General features: G+C 65.4%; 11 protein-coding genes and 1 pseudogene. 9 read left to right on the forward strand and 3 right to left on the reverse strand.

Features of this window, described 5'->3' with window-relative positions; genetic code table 11:
• The first annotated feature begins 226 nt into the window (after nucleotides 1-226).
• Together XI05_RS04965 and XI05_RS04970 are read left to right on the forward strand one after the other, a co-directional pair.
• Nucleotides 227-2,692 carry a hybrid sensor histidine kinase/response regulator gene (locus XI05_RS04965; protein WP_271499184.1) on the forward strand — a complete coding sequence of 822 codons (2,466 nt, stop codon included), beginning with the start codon at nucleotides 227-229 and terminating at the stop codon, nucleotides 2,690-2,692.
• 152 nt (nucleotides 2,693-2,844) lie between these two features.
• A complete protein-coding gene (locus tag XI05_RS04970) occupies nucleotides 2,845-4,095 on the forward strand; it encodes an arsenic transporter (protein WP_271499186.1) in 1,251 nt (416 codons plus the stop codon).
• 9 nt (nucleotides 4,096-4,104) lie between these two features.
• On the opposite strand, the gene XI05_RS04975 is transcribed toward XI05_RS04970, so the two are convergent.
• Both XI05_RS04975 and XI05_RS04980 read right to left on the reverse strand, forming a co-directional pair.
• Complete coding sequence (locus XI05_RS04975) at nucleotides 4,105-5,469, reverse strand: MFS transporter (protein WP_333939817.1); 1,365 nt, start codon at nucleotides 5,467-5,469, stop codon at nucleotides 4,105-4,107.
• Between the two features lie 142 nt (nucleotides 5,470-5,611).
• Nucleotides 5,612-6,379 carry a GntR family transcriptional regulator gene (locus XI05_RS04980; protein ID WP_172783288.1) on the reverse strand — a complete coding sequence of 256 codons (768 nt, stop codon included), beginning with the start codon at nucleotides 6,377-6,379 and terminating at the stop codon, nucleotides 5,612-5,614.
• Between the two features lie 175 nt (nucleotides 6,380-6,554).
• On the opposite strand from XI05_RS04980, the gene XI05_RS04985 reads away from it, so the two are divergent.
• The 5 genes from XI05_RS04985 (at nucleotide 6,555) to XI05_RS05005 (ending at nucleotide 11,756) form a co-directional block, all read left to right on the forward strand.
• A complete protein-coding gene (locus tag XI05_RS04985) occupies nucleotides 6,555-7,754 on the forward strand; it encodes a mandelate racemase/muconate lactonizing enzyme family protein (RefSeq protein ID WP_271499192.1) in 1,200 nt (399 codons plus the stop codon).
• Nucleotides 7,755-7,766: 12 nt separating this feature from the next.
• The gene (locus tag XI05_RS04990; protein ID WP_271499196.1) at nucleotides 7,767-8,534 is read left to right on the forward strand and encodes an SDR family oxidoreductase; all 768 of its coding nucleotides are present in this window, start codon (nucleotides 7,767-7,769) and stop codon (nucleotides 8,532-8,534) included.
• Between the two features lie 26 nt (nucleotides 8,535-8,560).
• Nucleotides 8,561-9,592, forward strand: a complete 1,032-nt coding sequence (locus XI05_RS04995) for an L-idonate 5-dehydrogenase (RefSeq protein WP_271499198.1) — start codon at nucleotides 8,561-8,563, stop codon at nucleotides 9,590-9,592.
• Between the two features lie 122 nt (nucleotides 9,593-9,714).
• The gene (locus XI05_RS05000) at nucleotides 9,715-11,097 is read left to right on the forward strand and encodes a sensor histidine kinase (protein ID WP_271499201.1); all 1,383 of its coding nucleotides are present in this window, start codon (nucleotides 9,715-9,717) and stop codon (nucleotides 11,095-11,097) included.
• Complete coding sequence (locus XI05_RS05005) at nucleotides 11,094-11,756, forward strand: response regulator (protein WP_271499204.1); 663 nt, start codon at nucleotides 11,094-11,096, stop codon at nucleotides 11,754-11,756. Before XI05_RS05000 ends, XI05_RS05005 begins: the two co-directional genes overlap by 4 nt.
• Before the next feature lie 16 nt (nucleotides 11,757-11,772).
• Here the strand turns inward: XI05_RS05005 and XI05_RS05010 are convergent, their stop codons facing one another.
• Nucleotides 11,773-12,756: a VOC family protein gene (locus XI05_RS05010; protein WP_271499206.1), complete on the reverse strand. Its 984-nt coding sequence runs from the start codon at nucleotides 12,754-12,756 to the stop codon at nucleotides 11,773-11,775.
• A 148-nt stretch (nucleotides 12,757-12,904) separates the two neighbouring features.
• Here XI05_RS05010 and XI05_RS05015 point away from each other — a divergent pair, with 148 nt between their 5' ends.
• Together XI05_RS05015 and XI05_RS05020 are read left to right on the forward strand one after the other, a co-directional pair.
• Nucleotides 12,905-13,696, forward strand: a complete 792-nt coding sequence (locus tag XI05_RS05015; protein WP_271499208.1) for a DNA-binding transcriptional regulator — start codon at nucleotides 12,905-12,907, stop codon at nucleotides 13,694-13,696.
• Between the two features lie 394 nt (nucleotides 13,697-14,090).
• Nucleotides 14,091-14,296 (forward strand): annotated as a pseudogene (locus tag XI05_RS05020) (IS4 family transposase); the annotation flags it as partial.

The raw sequence follows: 14,296 nt of genomic DNA on the forward strand, positions 1-14,296 counted from the left end.
TAGCCTCGTGGGCAAGGAAAGCTTGTAAGAGAGCTGACGCCTCGCGACGACGCCTCAATCAGCCGATCGTTCCAGTATTCGGAACAAATTGCCAGACCGGACGTTGCCACCGCGTACTTCTCCACGTTCAGGCTCGCGCCACCATTTCCGGGCACCAACCTGCCCTCTAAACAATGGCCATCACGCCCCGTCTGTGTGAATATCGGTCCGGCACGCGCGCACCTAGATGACAACGGCCGATGCCTTGAACGATCCCTTGCCCGAAACCATCGCCGCCGAACGGCTGCGCCAGCACCTCGAAGACGTCGCGCGCGAGCGCGACAACGCCTATCGCGCGCTGCAGGAGCGCGAGGCCGAGCTGGCGCGCATCCAGCGCATCGGCAAGGTCGGCGGCGTCGAGGTCGATTTCCGCGAAGGCTTCAAGAACCGTCGCTCGCCCGAATATCTCATGATCCACGGCCTTCCGCCGGAAGCCGCCGAGGAGTCGCACGAGGATTGGGTCAACCGTATCCATCCCGACGACCGCGACGCTACCGTCAAGCATTTCTTCGAAGCTCTCGCCGGAGCGAGCGAAGACTATAGCGCCGAATACCGCATCATCCGCCCCAGCGATGGCGAGACCCGCTGGATCCGGGTGGTCGCCAAGATCGAGCGCGACAAGGACGGCCGCGCCATCCGGCTCGTCGGCGCCCATATCGATATGACCGACCAGGCGCTGGCGCGCGAGACACTGCGCGAAAGCGAGGAGCGCTTCCGCCTGATCGCCGACAGCGCGCCGGTGCCGATCTGGGTCACCAAGCTCGACCGCAAGCGGTCCTTCGCCAACCAGGCCTATGTCGATTTCGTCGGCCTGCCCTACGATCAGGCCATCGATTTCGACTGGCGCAAGGTGCTGCATCCCGACGACCTGCCGCACGTGCTGCAGCAATCCGTCCAGGGTGAAGCGTCCCTCAAGCCCTTCGTGCTGGAAGCGCGTTACAAGAACGCCAGCGGCGAATGGCGCTGGCTGCGCTCGGAATCGCAGCCGCGCTGGGATGCGACCGGCAAGCATATCGGCTTCATCGGCGTCGCCCACGACGTCACCGTCGCCAAGCAGGCCGAGATCGAGCTCAGGCGGCTGAACGAGACGCTGGAAGAGCGCATCGCCGAGCGCACAGCCGAGCTCGAAGCCAACCAGGCGCGGCTGCGCGCGATCCTGGAGACCAGCAATCAGTATCAGGGCCTGGTCAATCTCGAGGGCGAACTGGTCTACGCCAACAAGACCGCGCTCGCCGGCATCAAGGCGAATTCCGCCGACGTGATCGGAAAGCCGTTCTGGGACACGCCCTGGTTCACCGGCACCGACGGTATGAGTGCCGCCGTGCGCGAGGCCTTCGAGACGGTGCTCAAAGGCGAACCCGTGCGGCTGGAGATGCGCCTGCGCCTTCCCGTCGGCGAGCGCGATTTCGACTTCGGCATGCGTCCCGTGCTCGACCGCCACGGCGCCATCACCGGCGCCGTGCCCGAGGCGGTCGACATCACCGAGCGACGTCGCGGCGAGGAAGCGCTGCGGCAGTCGCAAAAGATGGAGGCGATCGGTCAGCTCACCGGCGGCGTCGCGCACGACTTCAACAATCTCCTCACCATCATCCGCTCGGCGACCGATTTCCTGCGCCGGCGCGAGCTGCCGGAGGAGCGCCGCCGCCGCTACGTCGATGCCATCTCCGAGACGGTCGAGCGCGCCTCCAAGCTGACCGCGCAGCTTCTGGCCTTTGCGCGCCGCCAGCCGCTCAAGCCGCAGATCTTCAACGTCGGCAGTCAGGTCGAGGGCGTGGCGCAGCTGGTCCGGCCGCTGGTCGGCGGCCGCATCGAGATCGCCGTGGAGATTCAGGACGCCGATTGCTTCACGGTGGCCGACATCGCCCAGTTCGAGGCTGCGCTGATCAACCTCGCCATCAACGCCCGTGATGCCATGGACGGCGAAGGCCGCCTCACCATCGCCGTGCGCAAAGTCTCGGGAATCCCGAGCCTGCGCGCACAATCGTCGCGCGGCGGCGACTATGTCGCGATCTCCGTCGGCGACACCGGCAGCGGCATCGCGCCGGAACATCTCGACTCGATCTTCGAGCCGTTCTTCACCACCAAGGAGGTCGGCAAGGGCACCGGCCTCGGCCTCAGCCAGGCCTTCGGCTTCGCGAAGCAGTCCGAGGGTGACATTGCGGTGACCAGCACGCCGGGCAAGGGCGCGACCTTCACCATCTATCTGCCGCGGGCGCAAAGCCCGGCGACGGACAAGGAAGCCGCGGCGCTGAGCCACGAGGCGGCCACGACGGGGCGTGGCTATCGCGTGCTCGTGGTCGAGGACGATGACGAGGTCGGCCGCTTCTCCACCGAGCTCTTGGAGGATCTCGGCTATGTCGTCCGCCGCGCTGCCAATGCGAACGCGGCGCTGGCGATCCTCGGCGAAAACGAATTTGCCGTCGACCTCGTGTTCTCCGACGTCATCATGCCCGGAATGAACGGCGTCGAGCTCGCCGGCATCATCCGTGAGCGCTATCCAGGCCTGCCCGTGGTGCTCACCTCCGGCTACAGCAACGTGCTCGCCGAGAACGCCCACCGCGGTTTCGAGCTGATCCAGAAGCCGTATTCGGTGGAATCGCTCTCGCGCATCCTGCGCAAGGCGATCACGGAGAAGCTATCGGTGGCTAGGTGAGCCTGACATTCGCTGGAAGCAGCCACAATTTCCGTCATTGCGAGCGCAGCGAAGCAATCCAGACTGTTCCTGCGGCAAGACTCTGGGGGAAGACAGCCGTTCTGACATCGGTTATCGATGCCGAATGACTGACCGAACCTCAAGGACTGACCGTGCCGTCTAACGCCATCTGGGCCTGGAGCATCACCGCCGTCGCGACCGCAGGCGTCATCATCCGGCCCCTATCCCTGCCCGAGGCGATCTGGGCCGTGATCGGCGCGAGCGCCCTGGTGCTGCTCGGCTTGCTGCCGTGGCAGGACGCCCTTGTCGGCATCGAGAAAGGTGTCGACGTCTATCTCTTCCTGATCGGCATGATGCTGATCGCCGAACTGGCGCGGCTTGAAGGCCTCTTCGATTATCTCGCCGCACTTGCGGTGGAATATGCGCGTGGCTCGCCGCAGCGGCTGTTCCTGCTGATCTACCTCGTCGGCACGCTGGTGACGATGCTGCTCTCCAACGATGCCACCGCGATCGTGCTGACGCCGGCCGTCTATGCCGCGACGCGCGCGGCCGGCGCGAAGCCGCTGCCCTATCTGTTCGTCTGCGCCTTCATCGCCAACGCCGCGAGTTTCGTGCTGCCGATCTCCAACCCCGCCAACCTCGTCGTGTTCGGCGCGCACATGCCGCACCTGACGGAATGGCTGCGCCTGTTCGCCCTGCCCTCGGCGGCGTCGATCCTGCTGACCTACATCGTGCTGCGCCTGACCCAGCACCGCGCGCTGAAGGAAGAGACGATCGCGCGCAGCGTACCGCATCCCAAGCTCGGACGCGGCGGCAAGCTCACCGCAATAGGCATCGTCGCGATCGGCATCGTGCTGGTCACGGCGTCGGCGCTGGACAGGCAACTGGGTCTGCCGACCTTCGTCTGCGGCGTGGCGACGGCCGCCATCGTGCTGCTGATCAACCGGCAATCGCCCTTGCCCGTGCTGCGCGGCGTGTCCTGGAGCGTGCTGCCGCTGGTCGGCGGGCTCTTTGTCATGGTCGAAGCGCTGGTGAAGACCGGCGTGATCGCGCAGCTCAGCGCGCTGCTGCACCAGGCCGTGGCGCAGTCCGTGACGAAAGCCGCCTGGAGTGTCGGTATTGCCACCGCGCTCGCCGACAACATCGCCAACAACCTCCCGGTCGGCCTCGTCGCCGGCTCGGTCGCCGCCAGCGATCATCTGCCCGCGCCGGTGGTCAGCGCCATTCTGATCGGCGTCGATCTCGGCCCCAATCTGTCGGTCACCGGCTCGCTCGCCACGATCCTCTGGCTTGTCGCGCTCCGGCGCGAGAAGATCGAGGTCGGCGCCTGGCCATTCCTCAAGCTCGGCCTCTTGGTGACGCCGCCGGCCCTGATCGCGGCGTTAGCCGCCGCGATCAGATAGCACTCATCTTCAGTCGTTCTCGTAGCCGTAGACTTCCGGCAGGATGAAGATCGCCGCGAGCAATCCGATCAGCGGGAAGATCGCGACCATCAGCGTGGCATTCGCCTGCCCGATCGCGGCAAACACCGTCGGGAACAGGAAGATCGCCAGGAACGACGGCAGCTTCACGAACATGTAGGCGAAGCCGCTGGCCGTGCCGCGATATTGCGGACGGGCGACCATGGTCGGGATGGTCATGCAGTTCGAGGCGTCCCAATAGTGGCCCCACAGCATGCCGGCCGCGGCGAACGGCAGCAGCATCTTGTTGTCGGTGTAGAGCGCGAACGCGGCGACCAGCAGCGATACCAGCACGATGGAGAAGCCCGCGATGGAGATGCCGCGATGGCCGATTTTCGGCGTCAGCAGCGGCCCGACCCATCCCGATAGCGCAGCGAAGGAAAACAGCGCCATTGTCACCAGGTTGATGCCGAGCACACTCGACACGCCGACCATCACGAACAGCACCGGCAGGTAGAACGCGAAGGTCGAGAACTCGCTGGCCTGCGCGAAACAGGCGATCCAGCCATACAACGTGGCGCGCCAGCGAATCGGATCCTTCTTGAGGTCGGCGAGGAACGCGCGGGTGCTGGTTTTGGAAACCACGACGTCCCGATCCGGCAGCATGTCGAGATTGTCGTTGAACATCTCGCGTGCGACCTGCTTGGCCTCGCGGTAGCGGCCCTTTTGCACCAGCCACACCGCCGTCTCCGGTACGTCGTGACGCATGATGAGGATGATCAGCGCCGGCACCGCACCGAGGCCGAGCGTCACGCGCCACAGCATCTCGTGGTTCATGTCGACCAGAAGGAAGATCACGATGACGCCGATGGTGAGAACCTCACCGACGGCGAACATGAACTGCCAGCGGTTGCCCATGACCTCGCGCTCGCCCTTGGCCATGGATTCCATGATGTAGGTGTAGCCGGTCGAGATGTCGGAGCCGAGCGGAATGCCGAGCAGGAAGCGGATCACGACGAGCCAGCCGACGCTGGGCACGAAGGCTTGCGCCAGCGCCAGCACGATGAACAGCACCATCGTGACCAGGAACATCACGCGGCGGCCGATCTTGTCGGACAGCCAGCCGCCGAGCAGCGCACCGATCAGCGCCCCACCTTGCGTGCCCGCGGCGGCAAGGCCGAGCATCAGCGGATCGGGATTGTACTGCTCCTTGATAAAGATCAGCACGAAGGCGATCGAATAGAGGTCCCAGGCCTCGACCAGGATGGAGGCCATCATCAGCCAGCCGACCTTGTTGCCCTTGGGACTGTAGTTCGTGATGAGGTAGCGGACCGCGGCTTCGCTCGCGGTCGCTTGTGGCATCGCCATCGTTGACATTCTTCTTCCTTTCTTCAGAACTCTCTAAAGCGCGATGAGATCAGGATCTCATCGCGCTTTAGCGTGTTGTCTTGTGCATGATCTCTTCGGAAAACCGCTGCATACTTTGCGCGAACGCGGCCCTTCGGGTCCGGACCATGCTCTACGCGCCGAGCAGCGGCTCGATGCTGCAATCGAGCAGGCGCGGATCGATCCCGGCCTCCATGCCTGAGAACATCTCGCCCATGTAGTCGATTAATGCATCGCTCGCCTTCACCGCGTCCTCGACGCGGCGGTTGGCGACGGCTGCAAGAATGGCGAGATGATGATCGATCGTGCCCGACAGATCCGCCTGCCCCGGCATGAAGCGATGGTGGATGTAGCCGATGCGGCGATACAGCGTGTGCAGCGGCCGCAGCGTGTGCACCAGGAACGGCTCGCCAGCGGCCTCGAGCACCAGCGCGTCGATGCGGCGGTCGAGGCTGTTGAACTCGTCGAGTGTCAAAGTGGCGCGACGTTCGCGCAGCAAACGCTCGATGTGCAAGGCCTGATTGCGGTGGGAAAGACTGGCGCGATCCGCCGCGAGGCGAATGACAAAACGCTCCATGTCGCGTCGCAGGCCGAGCAGCATGCGTTCGCGCGCCAGATCGATCGGCGCGATGTTGAGGCCATGACGGGGCCGGATGATGATGAGGGTGTCGGCGGAGAGACGATTGACGGCGTGATGCACCGGCGTGCGGCCAAAACCGGTGATTTGCTGCAATTCCAGCATGGTCATGAACTGGCCGGGCTTGAGCTCGCAATGAACCAGGAGCTCTTCGATCCTTTGATAGGCCAACTCGAAAAAGTTGAGACGGTTGCTGCGGGACCGCCGGCCTCCGCCGTCATCCTCGTCTTTCACCACTTCGAGCGCGCGCTTGCGCCGTGCCATGTCGTCCTCCCGTCAGCCCGCGCTCTCGTTGCAGGATGGCGCTTTGTTGTGGCAGCCTTAAAACATGTTGTGATATATTACAAGCAGGCGTAAGACGTCGGCACGACCTGCAACATGTTGCAGCGCAAAATGAGACGTCGGGTGCGAAGCGCCTTTCGATGGGAGGATAGTTGCCGTGAAGATCACGTCGATCGAGACACTGCGCACCGAGGAATTTTCCAACGTCATCTGGGTCCGCGTTCACACCGACACGGGTCTGATCGGTCTCGGCGAAACCTTCTATGGCGCCGGCGCCGTCGAAGCGCAGATCCACGACACCTTTGCCGGCCGCCTGCTCGGCCGCAATCCCCTGCACATCGAAGCGATCCATCGCGACATGCTGAACCTGCCGATGGCGCAGTCCTCGACCGGCGTCGAATACCGCGCGGCCTCCGCGATCGACATCGCGCTGTGGGATCTGTTCGGCAAGGTCTGCGGCCAGCCGGTGCACCAGATGCTCGGCGGCCTCTGCCGCGACAAGCAGCGCATCTACAACACCTGCGCCGGCACCCAATATGTGCGCTCGACCAATATCAGCCCGGTGGCCAATTGGAATCTCGGCGCCTCCAAGGGGCCGTATGAAGATCTCGACGGCTTCATGAACCATGCCGATGCGCTCGCCGAAAGCCTCTTGGAAAGCGGCATCTCGGCGATGAAGATCTGGCCGTTCGATCCGGCGGCGCAGGAGAACAAGGGCCTCTACATCACCGCATCGCAGATGAAGCAGGCGATCCAGCCGTTCGAGAAGATCCGCAAAGCCGTCGGCGACAAGATGGAGATCATGGTCGAGCTCCATTCGCTCTGGAATCTGCCGACCGCCAAGCAGATCGCCCGTGCGCTCGAGCCGTACAAGCCGACCTGGTACGAAGACCCGATCCGGATGAACTCGCCGCAGGCGCTGGCCGAATATGCCCGCTCGACCGACGTCTGGGTCTGCGCCAGCGAGACGCTCGGCTCGCGCTTCCCCTACAAGGACATGCTCGACCGCGATGCCATGCATGTGGTGATGGCCGATCTGTGCTGGACCGGCGGTCTCACCGAAGGCCGCAAGATCGCGGCGATGGCCGAGACCTATCACCGGCCCTTCGCACCGCACGATTGCATCGGGCCGATCGGCTTCATCGCCGCCATCCACATGTCCTTCAGCCAGCCCAACACCCTGATCCAGGAATCCGTGCGCGCCTTCTACAAGGGCTGGTACAATGAGCTCGTCACCACGATGCCCACCATCGAGGACGGCTATGTCTTCCCGATGGAAGGTCCCGGCCTTGGCGTCGACCTTCTGCCAGCCGTCTTCGAGCGCACCGATCTCATCGTGCGCCGCTCCAACGCTTGAGGATCTATTGAGATGAGCACCGCCCTTTTCGACCTTTCCGGCCGCACCGCGCTCGTGACCGGCTCCTCCCGCGGCCTCGGGCGCGCCATTGCCGAGGGCATGGCCAAGACCGGCGCCAAGCTGATCATCAACGGCGTCGATCCCAAGCGTGTCGAGCAGGCCGTCGCCGAGTTTCGTGCCGCCGGGCATCAGGCCGAAGGCGCCGCCTTCAACGTCACCGATGAGCCCGCAATCGTGGCGGCGTTCAACGACTTCGACAAGAAGGGGATCGCCGTCGATATCCTCATCAACAATGCCGGCATCCAGCACCGCAAGCCGCTGGTCGAATTCACCACCGACGAATGGCGCAAGGTGATCGAGACCAACCTCACCAGCGCCTTCGTGATCGGCCGCGAGGCGGCCAAGCGCATGATCCCCCGCAAGCACGGCAAGATCATCAATATCGGCTCGCTCGGTAGCGAGCTCGCGCGCCCCACCATCGCGCCCTACACTGCCGCCAAGGGCGGCATCAAGAACCTGACCCGCTCGATGGCGGTGGAATGGGCCCAGCACGGCATCCAGGCCAATGCGATCGGCCCGGGCTACATGCTCACCGACATGAACGAGGCGCTGGTCAACAACGCCGATTTCAACAATTGGCTGATGGGCCGCATCCCCTCCAAGCGCTGGGGCAAGCCGGATGAGCTGGTGGGCGCCGCGATCTTCCTCGCCTCGGATGCGTCGACCTACGTCAACGGCCAGATCATCTATGTCGATGGCGGCATGATCGCCGCGATGTGACCGCCAAGACAGCGAAGGAGCAAGCCATGCGCGCCGTCGTCATCCACGCCCCGAAGGACCTGCGGATCGACAATTATGCCGATCCGGCCCCCGGCCCTGGCGAGGTCCGCGTCAAGATCGCCAATGGCGGTATCTGCGGCTCCGACCTGCACTACTATCATCACGGCGGCTTCGGCGTCGTGCGGATCCAGCAGCCGATGGCGCTGGGTCACGAGATCGCCGGCGTCGTTGCCGATGTCGGTGACGGCGTCACCAGCGTCAAGCCGGGCACGCGCGTCGCGGTCAATCCGAGCAAGCCGTGCGGGGCGTGCCTGCATTGCCAGGAGGGCCTACGCAACCAGTGTCTCGACATGCGCTTCCTCGGCAGCGCGATGCGCTTTCCCCATGTGCAGGGCGGCTTTCGCGAGTTCATCGCGGTCGATGCCACGCAGGCCGTGCCGATCGCAGACAAGCTCTCGCTGGCGGAAGCTGCCGTCGCCGAGCCGCTTGCGGTGTGCCTGCACGCCGGCAAGCAGGCCGGTCCCCTGCTCGGCAAGCGCGTGCTGATCACCGGCTGCGGCCCGATCGGTGCACTGATGATTTTGGTCTCGCGTTTCGGCGGTGCATCGGAGATCGTTGTCACCGATGTGGCCGACGCCCCGCTCGCGGTCGCCAGGAAGCTCGGCGCCACGCATGCCATCAACGTCGCGACCAATGCCGCCGCGCTTGATCCCTGGCGCGCCGGCAAGGGCGTGTTCGACACGCTGTTCGAGGCCTCCGGCAACCAGGCCGCGCTCCGCACCGCGCTCGACGTGCTCAGGCCTGGTGCAACGCTGGTGCAGCTCGGTCTCGGCGGCGAGATGACGCTGCCGATCAATTCGATCGTCGCCAAGGAATTGCAGCTCCGCGGCACCTTCCGTTTCGATCCCGAGTTCGAGCTCGCGGTGCGTCTGATGGGCGAGGGCCTGATCGACGTCAAGCCGCTGATCACGGCCACCATGCCCTTCGAGAACGCCGTCGCCGCCTTCGAGCTCGCCAGCGACCGCTCGCAGTCGATGAAGGTGCAGCTGACGTTCTGAGGGCGGCGCACCCGGGAAAATTTCACGACGTTGCACTGCGGCAAGTCGGGAACGCTTCCCGCCGCTGGCGTTCTGCTTTTAAATGAGCGCGCGACAAGCCCGTTCGCACCAGGTGCAAGCCGATGTGGAATCGCCCGAGGTTCGATCTCAAGGTCCGTCTGACGCTGCGCGTGGCCGCGATATCGGCCGCCTGCTTCGCCGCGATCTCCACCTATTTCCTTGTCACGGCTGACCGCGCCGCGCATACGCGCATCGACGGGATCGCCGCCATCGTGGCGAAGACGCTGGAGCTGCAGCAAGGCAAGGTGCAGTGGGCGGCAAGCCCCCGCTCCGACTTTCCGAACCTCGACCCGGTGTCGGCCCATGTCATGACGCCCGGCCTGTGTCTTGGATTCCGTGGGCCGAGCGGCGAGATGCTGCAACGTTTCTGTAGCGGCGCGCCTGCCCCGGCCAGCCCGCCGCCGCAAGCCTTCGCCGCCTTCTATCGCAGCCTGTTCGATCCCGGCCGCGAGGCGGCGCGACCTGTGATCGTGCGCGGAACCAAACTCGGCGAGACCGTGGCCTCGCTCGATCCGGCGGTTCAGACGGCGGAGGCCTGGCACGAGGCCGGCCGCCTGATGATCGCGCTTGCGATCGCGCTGCCGCTGCTCTGCGCGCTGGTCTATGCCGCACTGGCCCGCGCGCTGCGCCCCACCCGCATGATCGGCAGCGGCCTCGAACGCATCGCCGCCGGGGACCTCACCACCCGGCTGCCGCCATTCGACCTCGCCGAGCTCTCCGCCATCCGCGACGTCTTCAACCATCTCGCCGAAAGCCTCGACACCGCGCTCGCCGAACGCAGCGAACTGACGCGGAAGCTGATCGCGCTCCAGGACGAGGAGCGCCGCCATCTCGCCCGCGAGCTGCATGACGAATTCGGCCAGTCGCTGGCCGCGATCCGCGCGCTGGCCGCATCCGCCCGCCAGACTGCGGCGCAGGACTGTCCCGGCTTGCTCGGCGAATGCGACAGCATTGCCCGCACTGCGACCGGCATGATGGAGACGCTGCGCGGCGCGCTGTTCCGGCTGCGGCCGCCCGATGTCGACGAGCTCGGCCTCGTCGCCAGCCTCGAAGGCCTGGTGTCGGGATGGAACGGCCGCAGCCGCGGCCAGCCCCGCTTCGAGATCCGGTTCGACGGCGCTTTCGAAGGCGTGCCCGCCGCCGTCAGTGCCAACCTGTATCGCATCGTGCAGGAGGCGCTCACCAACGCCACCAAGCATGCCGGCGCAACGCAGGTCAGCCTGCATCTGACCATGGCCGACAGCGAGATCGCACTGGCGATCGAGGACGATGGCCGGCCGAACGAAGCTGCCGCCAAGTCCGGCATGGGCCTGCTCGGCATGCGCGAGCGCGTCGCTGCGCTTCGCGGCCGGCTCAGCTTTGAGACCGGCCCTCACGGCTCGGCGCTGCGCGTCTTCATTCCGCTCGCGGCTGCCGCGTCTGAGGCCCTGGAGCATGCGGCATGAGCGCAGTTGAAGCGACCATCCTGCTGGTCGACGACCATTCCGTCGTCCGCGAGGGCTATCGCTCGGTGCTCCAGAAACAGCCGGGCTTGCGCGTGATCGCCGAGGCGGCCGACGGTGCGGAAGCCTATCGCCTGTACAAATCCGAGACGCCCGACCTCGTCATCATGGACCTCAGCATGCCCGGCATCGGCGGCATCGAGGCGGTCAGGCGGATCAGGCAGTGGGACAAGAGTGCGCGGATTCTCGTTTTCACCATGCACGAGAACGCCGGCTTTGCCGTGCAGGCGATCCGCGCCGGTGCACGGGGTTATGTCACCAAGACCAGTCCGCCCGAGACCTTGGTGCGCGCGGTCAAGGACGTGCTCGCCGGCAAGATCGCCATCAGCCCCGACATCGACCACGAGCTTGCGCTCAGCCGGATCAGCGGCGAGACCTTGGCCGCCGACGTGCTGACGCCGCGCGAGTTCGAGGTGCTGCGGCTGCTGCTCGCCGAGAACACGACCGAGGAGATCGCCGAGACGCTGCATGTCAGCCCGAAGACGGTGGCGAACCTGCATTCCCTGATCAAGGACAAGCTCGGCGTCGGCTCCGACATCGAGCTGGTCCGGCTGGCGCTGCGCCAGGGCATCTTGACCGAGGTCGATCTCGGCGAAGCCTGATCGCGGCGCCCGCGGATCACTCCCGCGCGACCACTGAATCCAGCCACGCGCAGTTGAGCGGCGGCACGCGCGGATCCGCGACGCGCACGCCGCGCGCAGCCGCATCCATCCGCATATCGCGCAGGCGCTTGCGCTGCTCTTCCGGCATATTGAGCCGCTCGTGCCCCCAGAGCGATGGCCCATCAAAGGTCTCGTGCGGCTGCCAGGTTTCGGGATCGATGACGCGTCCGCCCCAGCCGTATTCGATGAAGAAGCCGGACGGCGTATTCACGTAGAACGAGGTCATGTGGTCATTGGTGTGCCGGCCCAGCGTGTAGGCGATGCGTCCCTCGTCCATCTGCGCGAGGTCGTAGCCCTGCCCGACATCATCGAGGCAGCCGAGCTCGACCATGAAGTGATGCATCGCCTTTCGCCCAGAGCCGACCATCGCAAAGGAGTGGTGGCGGCCGTTGACGTGGAAGAAATAGAGCCCGTAAGGCTTCAGCCCGAAATCGGAGACGTGAAAGCCGAGCACGTCGCGATAGAACGGCAGCAGCGGCTCGACGTCCTCGACGTTGAGCACAACGTGCCCCATGCCGAGCGCCCCGGTGCGGAAGCCCGAGATCGGGCGGCCCGGCCTAAACGGCTCGCTCGCAAGCTCCGGCTTGCAAAAAGCCTCCAGCCGGTTGCCGGCGGGATCGGCAAACGCGATCAGCTCGGCGACATGCCGCTCGTCAGCGAGCGCGCGCGAGCCTCTCGCCACCTTGATGCCATGGCTTTCCAGCCGTCCTGCCAACTTGTCCAGCTCGGCGGCCGAAGGAACTTCCCATCCCATCACCGCAAGGCCGGCATCGCTGGCGCCGTCGACGATCAGCCGCTGCTTGCGGTCGTCCATGCGGAAGGCCCGCATCTTGCCGCCGCGATCGACCTGCTGCATGCCGAGCAGCCCGGTCGCCATCCGGCTCCACTGCTCGAGCTGGGATGAACTGATTCCGATATAGCCGAGTGCTGCGATTTCCATCGAATTCCTCCCGAAGGCATCGCGGTCGCCGTTCCGCGGCGAGCTTGATACCGGCCGCGCGCGATCCTACGGTGGCGTTCCGCAATCGCCTCGCGTTCGCAGGCGACAATAAGCGCGCCGGGATCTGCCACAAGGGAGGAAATACCAAGTGTCCAAGGAGCGGACGCGGAACGGCCAGCCGCGACAGTCCGAGGGCGTCCGCGCCTTCAAGCGCGGGCTCGACGTGCTGCAGGAGGTCAACCGCTCCGGCGGCATCCGCGCCGGCGATGTCGCCCGCGCGCTCGACCTGCCTCGACCTACCGTCTATCGCCTGCTCGAAACTCTGGAGGAGCTCGGCTATATCGCCCGCAGCGCCAGCGACGATCGTTTTCGCGTCACCCGGCTCGCCCTGAGCCTCGGCGATGGCTACGACCCAAGCGTAGTGATCTGCCAGGCGGCCGCACCTTATCTCGCCGAACTCAGCAAGAAACTGGTCTGGCCGGTCGATCTGTCGACCTACGAGAACGCGGCGATGGTGGTGCAGGAAACCACGCATTCGCGCAGCCCGCTCTCGATCGACCGCGGCATGATCGGCAAGCGCCTGCCGATGCTGCGAACGTCGGCGGGCCGCGCCTATCTCGCCGCCTGCCCGGCACGCGAGCGCGACCTCATCCTCAATCATCTCCGCCGCATCGACGAAGCCGACGACCGCCCCTTTCTCGACCAGGGCCGGCTCGACCGCATGATCGCCGAAACCGCCGCGCGAGGTTACGCCATCCGAAGCGAGGGCGAATACAATCCGAAGACCGCATCGATCGCCGTCCCGATCGTGCGGGGCGGCGCCGTGTTCGGCTGCATCTCCATCATCTGGATCCGCTCGGCGCTGGGGATCGAGGAAGCGGTGAAGCAATTCGCGCCGCAGCTTCAGGAAACGTCGCTGGCCATTCCGGTCGAGGTCTAGAACGCGATGAAATGAGGCTTGATCGCGCAACGACGGAGGTGCGCTCCCTCTCCCGCTTACGCTACGGCATTCACACATCGAAGTTGAAGACGGGCAGAATGTCTGATTCCGTGTTGTTCTCATTGTCGAGGAGGATGGCATGGAGCTTGGACTGGGACGGTTTGGCGACCGTCGCCTGGAAAAAGGGGGGCCTTTCTGCTGGGCCGGCTGGTGGCGTCGGGCGGCCGAAGGCTGCGGGTGCGTCGATTGGGCGGCAATCGGGCGGGAGAGATTCGCCTGACCCGGCTTTTGCGTAACGAGGCGTTCACCTGCGAGGAGATGCTGGCAGAGGCGGCCAGACGGACCTCGGAACGTTGCCTGGGGCGGCATGTGCTGGCGATTCAGGGACACGACCGTGCTGCGCTCGGAAGGCGGGGGAGGCGAGTATCTGCATGCCGTATTGGCTCTGGATGCGGAGGATGGCGCAATCCTGGGACTGATCGACGGCTGCTTCTTGGAGCGCCATGGCGGCCGGCGTGCAGGGCGGCGAGCCACCCCGATTGAGGAGAAAGAGAGCTTCCGGTGGCTGGAAGGTGCCGAGCAGGCGGCCTCGGTGTGTGC

This window comes from Bradyrhizobium sp. CCBAU 11357 (assembly GCF_028128865.1).
GTDB lineage: Bacteria > Pseudomonadota > Alphaproteobacteria > Rhizobiales > Xanthobacteraceae > Bradyrhizobium.

What these genes read in the sequence shown, in the direction of transcription:
- XI05_RS04965 (WP_271499184.1), top strand. Translation starts at nt 227, where the DNA reads ATGACAACGGCCGATGCCTTGAACGATCCCTTGCCCGAAACCATCGCC.
- XI05_RS04975 (WP_333939817.1), bottom strand. Translation starts at nt 5,469, where the DNA reads ATGTCAACGATGGCGATGCCACAAGCGACCGCGAGCGAAGCCGCGGTC.
- XI05_RS04980 (WP_172783288.1), bottom strand. Translation starts at nt 6,379, where the DNA reads ATGGCACGGCGCAAGCGCGCGCTCGAAGTGGTGAAAGACGAGGATGAC.
- XI05_RS04990 (WP_271499196.1), top strand. Translation starts at nt 7,767, where the DNA reads ATGAGCACCGCCCTTTTCGACCTTTCCGGCCGCACCGCGCTCGTGACC.
- XI05_RS04995 (WP_271499198.1), top strand. Translation starts at nt 8,561, where the DNA reads ATGCGCGCCGTCGTCATCCACGCCCCGAAGGACCTGCGGATCGACAAT.
- XI05_RS05000 (WP_271499201.1), top strand. Translation starts at nt 9,715, where the DNA reads ATGTGGAATCGCCCGAGGTTCGATCTCAAGGTCCGTCTGACGCTGCGC.
- XI05_RS05005 (WP_271499204.1), top strand. Translation starts at nt 11,094, where the DNA reads ATGAGCGCAGTTGAAGCGACCATCCTGCTGGTCGACGACCATTCCGTC.
- XI05_RS05010 (WP_271499206.1), bottom strand. Translation starts at nt 12,756, where the DNA reads ATGGAAATCGCAGCACTCGGCTATATCGGAATCAGTTCATCCCAGCTC.